Below are 5,494 nucleotides of genomic sequence, written 5' to 3'. Positions count from 1 at the left end.
GAGCCTGCCACCGAGCCCGTCCTTCATTTCGGGTCTGCCTCGCCGCGGATCGTGTACTTGCGCGCCAGAGCCTGCACAGCCGCGCTGCGCTGCGCTGCGAGCGTGGCATCGGTCCAGTCCTGCAACACCGGGCCGCGCACGTCCTCGAAGGAGGCGCGCTTCGGCGGCGTAGTCGCGTCCAGACGGATCGCACGCCAGCCGTCGCGCGTCTGCATCGCTTGCCATTGGCCGGGCGCGGCCCGCTCGAGCAGCGCGCCGAAATCGGGGCCGAAGCTTTGCGCCAGGGTCGGCTGCGGCCGTGCCTTGTAGACGCGCAAGCCCGCCTTGGCATCGCCGGGTGCGCCGCTGTTCAACTCTGCAACGAAGGCGCGCACGGCAGCCTCGCTCGCATCGCTGTTGAGCACGGCCTCCTGGAAATCGAAGCGCGCGGGCTCGTCGTATTTCGCCCGGTTCGCTTCGAACCAATCGCTCAGCAGCTTGTCATCATGCGGCGGCAGCTTGGTGTTGGCGTCGACGGTGCTCAAGGCCTTGAAGATCACCCGCTCTCGAATCGCGCTGTCACCCTTGTCGAGTTGCAGCGCCAGGCCCTCTCGGTAGAGCACTTCGTTGTCCAGCCAGGTCTTGCGCAATGCCGCCAGTTCTTCGGCGTTGGGTTCGCGGCCGCGTGAGCCTTTGAAGAGCTGGCGCGCCTGATCGTCGACCTCTGCCGGGATGACGATCACATGCGGATCGTCGATGCGCTGCGCCAGCAGGTGGTCGATGCCGAACAGGGCGGCCCCCAGCAAGGTGAAGTGCAACAACGGTTCGCGCATCCAAGCTGCCGGGCGATGCGATCGCGCTGCCGGGGCGTCGGTCTCGAGGGCATCGGCGGGGTGAAGTGAAGTGGGCATGTCGTCGACAGTCGCCGAAGGGGTTCGAGAAAATGACAAGGGCGCCGCGCGTTGCCGCGCGGCGCCGTCTTCTCAGGATGGTGGTGGGTTCAGGCTGCCGTTACTTGTGCGCCGCGATCGTTGCGGACGCCGGGATACCCGCGACGCGCTGGGCACCGGACACCTCGACGTAGATCGGGTTGCTGTAGAACCACAGATCGGCCCAAGCCGCCACGTCGTAGCCCACCATCTTCTGGCCGCCGACCACCGTCAGGTGGTTGGGGCAGCCGTCGATCGTGCCCATGTCTTGCGTCCAGACCACGCCGTTGTCAGGCACGTTGGTGCCGACGGTGGAGCAGGGGATCCGCAGCTTGGTCGAGTCGGCCGCGTTGGTGAACAGGTCCGACAGGGGGTTGCCGCTGGCATCGGTCTCATAGGGCACGGCCGGCGGCATGTTGGTGCCGCGCAGGCGCACATACTGCGAGGCCGCCACTGCCGGGATGCGGTAGGACATCTTCAGCAGCGCAGTGCCGTCGACAGGCGAAGTGACCGTCGTCCACCGGTTGGTGCCCGCGCCGTTGAAGGTGCGCAGGGTCGCGGAAGTGACGTTCTTGGCCGCCGCCGGCACGGCCGACAGGCCGGCCGTGGTGCCGTCCGTGCGCAGCCAGTCGGTGTTGCGGGGCCATTCGCCGGCGTAGTCGGCGGCGCCCGGCGTGCGCAGGCCGCTGACCATGCCCCGGATCAGGTCGACGTGGTCCAGCACCGGCTGGTTGATCGGCTGGTTGACGCCGATCTGAACCAGCGACGGGTTCGGGAACGAATAGGGCGCGTAGTTGGCGCCTGCCGGATCACGCAAGGCCACGGCGACCACGATCTCCGCGCCGGGCAGCACGGCGAGCTTTTCGCCCATCGTCGCGCAGCCGTTGCGTTTGGCCGAGGTGCCGTTGGCCGCCGCGTTGATGGCCAGGTCTTCGACCGACTTGGAGCTGCGCGTGGCGCCTGGGTACGAGGCGCAAGCCACGAAGGCCAGGCGATCGATCAGTTGACCGGAGGACGCATAGGCATTGCCGGTGCGCAGGCCGTCGACGATGTTCTGCGGCTTCATCTTGGCGCCGGTCAGCACGTAGGTGCGCTGGTATTCGCCGGGGAAGAAGTCTTGCGTCGAGCGGCGATCGTCCGGGCCGAAGCCGCCGCGGTTGTGCCAGTCGGAGCTGGCGAAGAACCACCAGTTGCGGCCTTCACCCAGCAAGGCGTCCCAAACGCCGCCGACGATGGCGCCATAGACACCGGTGCCGCCATAGGTCGTGCCGCCGACCGAGTCGACCTTGGTGCCGTCCGGGAAGGTGTTGCGCAGCACCTGATATTCGCCGCGGTTGCTGGACGCGCCATGGCCCGGTTGCGTCTCGAAGCCGAAGGCGACGTTGGGCGCGGCGTTGTTGAAGTTGCGCAGGTGTTCGACGTTGTAGCCGTTGTTGCCGTCCGGGCTGAACGGGCCCGCCCGCTCCAGGTGAGCCGGCACGTAGTAGCTGCCGGTCTGGTGCTTCTGAGCCATCCACTTCAGGGCTTCGGTGGTCTTGTAGTGACCCTTGGTACCGATGCCGCTGCCGACGCCGCTACCCGAGATCATCAGCTTGTGGGCGGTCGGGTTCCACAGCGGGTCAACGGCGTTCTGGCTGCCGGCCACCGAGCAATCCCAGTTGTTGCCGACGTTGGTGCCGGTCGCGTTGCCGCGGCTGGTGTCGGTGTCACCGCGGTCGAAGCAGTAGGACCATTGCGCCAGGGCGCTGGCGTTGCCCTTGGCCTTGTAGCCCGGGCCGTCGGGCAGTTTCGAATCCTTGACGCTGGGCACCTGACCGGTGATGACGGACATCGAGCCGTGCTCGTGGCCGGCCACCACCGACTCCATGCCGAGGAACACCGGCAGGTTCTTGTAGGCGGCCAGGTACTCCATCAGCGGGTACTGGAATTCCTGGATCGACTGCCAGCGCCACATGTTGCCGTTGCCGCCAACGCCACCGCCATCGCCCTTGATGGCCGCAGCGCCGATGCTGTCGGACCAGGTGGTCGTCGGGCCCTTGCCGGCGACATAGGGATACGCCGGCGTGCTGAGCGAGGCGTCTTCGGCCAGCGTGCAGTTGCGGCTGCCAGTGCCGCCGTGGCCGGCCTGGACGAACCAGTCCAAGCCCCAGGGCGTGTCGACCTTGTCGGTGGCCTTCTTCACCAGCTTCTGCATCGAGATCGTGCCGTCAGAGCAGGTGGTGTGGTTGTGAAAGTCGCCGGCGACGTATTTGCCTTCGGCCGCCGCAGAGGCCACCGTCGGCGCCGATGCAACGCCAAGGGCGCCGAAAGTTGCGGCCACCGCCAGCGCGATCGGACGCTTCCTGAAAATCTGCTTCATGACTGTGCTGCTCCTGATGTATCGATTCGAGGCTCCCCGAGCGACTCTAGGCAGCGGCAGTGACCTCTCTGTGAAACCGTTTGCTGCCCCACTAGGCCGTCAGGGCGGACTTCCAAGCGCCTGCAGCAGGGCCGCGGCTTCGGGACGCACGGGCTGCAGCCGGGCCAACTCGGTGAGGACGGCGCGTGCCGCATGGGGATCCAGCGGAGCCACAGCGCGGGCAAGTTGCCACAGCGGGTCGTAGGCTGGCCGGAAGTCAGGGCTCTGGCGCAGCACGGCCAGCAGCGGGTCTCGTACCCGGGACAGCATGGCCTGCGGGTCGTCCATGGGCGGGATGCCTCGCCCTGCGGCGATGTAGTGGCGGCGAGCGGCCACGTATGACGCAAGGCGCGAAGACCAGTCGGCACTGCCAGGGTTTGCCAGGAGCGTGTCGGTGTCTGCGTCGAGTTCTGTCAGGAGCGCTATCAGACGATCCGCTGGTGGCGTGTCCGGCGCGTACGTGATGCGCGGCGCGCGGTAGGCCACCACCGGACGGTCGTCGGTATTCAGCGGCGCATCGGCCGCCCATCGCCGCAGCGAGGACGGGCCGGCGACGAAGGTGCCCAGCACGGCCAGAGGGTCCTCGAACCCGAAGCCTGCAGCCCAAGGTTCATCGGCGAGACGACGTTGCAGCTGCTCTGGCTGCCCGGTGAATGGACCGGCGGCGCCCAGCAAGCCCAACACCGGCGTCGTCAGGCTGTTGCTGGCGAGCACGGCACGGGCCTGCGGGAACACTGACTGGAACGAGGCCACGATGCTGCCCACCGTTGCCAAGTCCAACTGGTGCAAGGGCAGCCACTGGCAGAACAGGCCGCCTTCTGCGAGGCGTGCGCGTACCGCTTGGAAATGCTCGACGGTATAGAGCGCCCCTGAGCCGCTTCGTGCTGGATGAAAGTTGTCCGCCACGATGACGTCGAAGCTGTCGGGACTGACGCGGACGAAGCGACGGGCATCGACCGCATGGATGTGCAGCCGCAGTGGTCTGACGCCCTTCTCAGCAAGGGGCTCGGTGAACAGCGGCGACAGTGCAATCACCTCAGGCAGCAACTCCGCGGCTTGCACATCCAGGTCGGGCGCCAGCGTTGCTGTGGCGGCGGTCACCCCAGTCCCCAGGCCCAGGAACAGCGCGTGCCGAGGCGCTGGATGCAGCAGCAACGGCAGCAGGGCCTGCCGGCCGTCGACTTGCCAGGTCGCGCTGCTGCCTTCCTGTTGGCGGTTGTTGATGTGCAGCCGAGCCACGCCCCGGCCGTCCTCCACCACGCTCACGGCGGCCGATACGCCCTCGCTGTAGGCCATCTGCCGTCCGCCTTCGGGCACCTGCACGAAGATCAGTGGTGGCGCCAGCACGGCCACCAGCCCGGCGCCGGCAAGAGGTACCCAAGTCCAGGGCGAAGCAGGGCGCCGCCAGCCCAGCATTGCATAGCCGCATGCCAGCAGCAGCAGGCCGACTTTCGCTCCCCAGGCCGGCAGAAGCGTGACGCCGATCAGTGGCGGCGCGAACGCGCCACCCAGCGTGTTGATTGCCAGACACTGTCCCGCTTTCGCCCCTTGGCCCATGGCGCAGCGGCACAAATGGCTGAACAGTGCGCCCATGACCGCGGTGGCTGGTGCGAAGGCCATCACGGCGAGTACCGCCTCGGCAGTCAAAGCCGAGCCCATCGCACCGGCGGCACCGCGCATGGCGCTGGCCACACCATCTCGCACGGGCTCTGCGAACCACAGGCTGCAGGCCCCAAGAAGGCAGGCGCACGCCAGCGCGCCGCCCAGCCGCTGCGTCGTACGCCGCCCGTCATCGTGCATGACGGGCAACGACCAACGCCTGTATGCCGCAGCGCCTGCCGCGCTGCCAGCCAGATAGACCGCCAGCAACAGGGCGAAGGTGTAGACCGTGTCCTCGGTGACCTGGCTCAGCACGCGCACCACCAGCAACTCGTAGCCGATGCCCAGCAAGCCGGTCGCGAACAGCCATGCGAGTGGGCCGCGTGCATGTCCGGTTCGCACCGCCGCCTTCGGCCGTTCGACGGCACGCCCGTACAGCCGCCAAGCCAGCAAGCCGGCACTGAGGTTCAGCGCCGCGCAGACCAGCACCGAGCGCATCAACCCGACTGCCGGTACCAGCAGCAGCGCGGCACCCAACGCGCCGCCGACGGCACCCGCGGTGTTCGCCGCGTACAGGGCGGCCCACGAG

At 67.9% G+C, this 5,494-nt stretch carries 3 protein-coding genes; all 3 read right to left on the bottom strand.

What is annotated here, in order from left to right:
* Positions 1-23: 23 nt before the first annotated feature.
* A complete protein-coding gene (locus AC1DYI_RS25100; protein ID WP_477206857.1) occupies positions 24-812 on the bottom strand; it encodes a peptidyl-prolyl cis-trans isomerase in 789 nt (262 codons plus the stop codon).
* A gap of 178 nt (positions 813-990) precedes the next feature.
* Entirely contained in the window at positions 991-3,267 is a 2,277-nt protein-coding gene (locus tag AC1DYI_RS25095) for a hypothetical protein (protein WP_477206858.1), read from the bottom strand.
* Between the two features lie 99 nt (positions 3,268-3,366).
* Positions 3,367-5,494: fused MFS/spermidine synthase (locus tag AC1DYI_RS25090; RefSeq protein WP_477206856.1), on the bottom strand; the 2,128-nt coding region annotated here is incomplete at its 5' end.

Source organism: Ideonella sp. P3_A4 (assembly GCF_056403075.1).
This window is presented reverse-complemented; position numbering and strand designations above follow the sequence as displayed.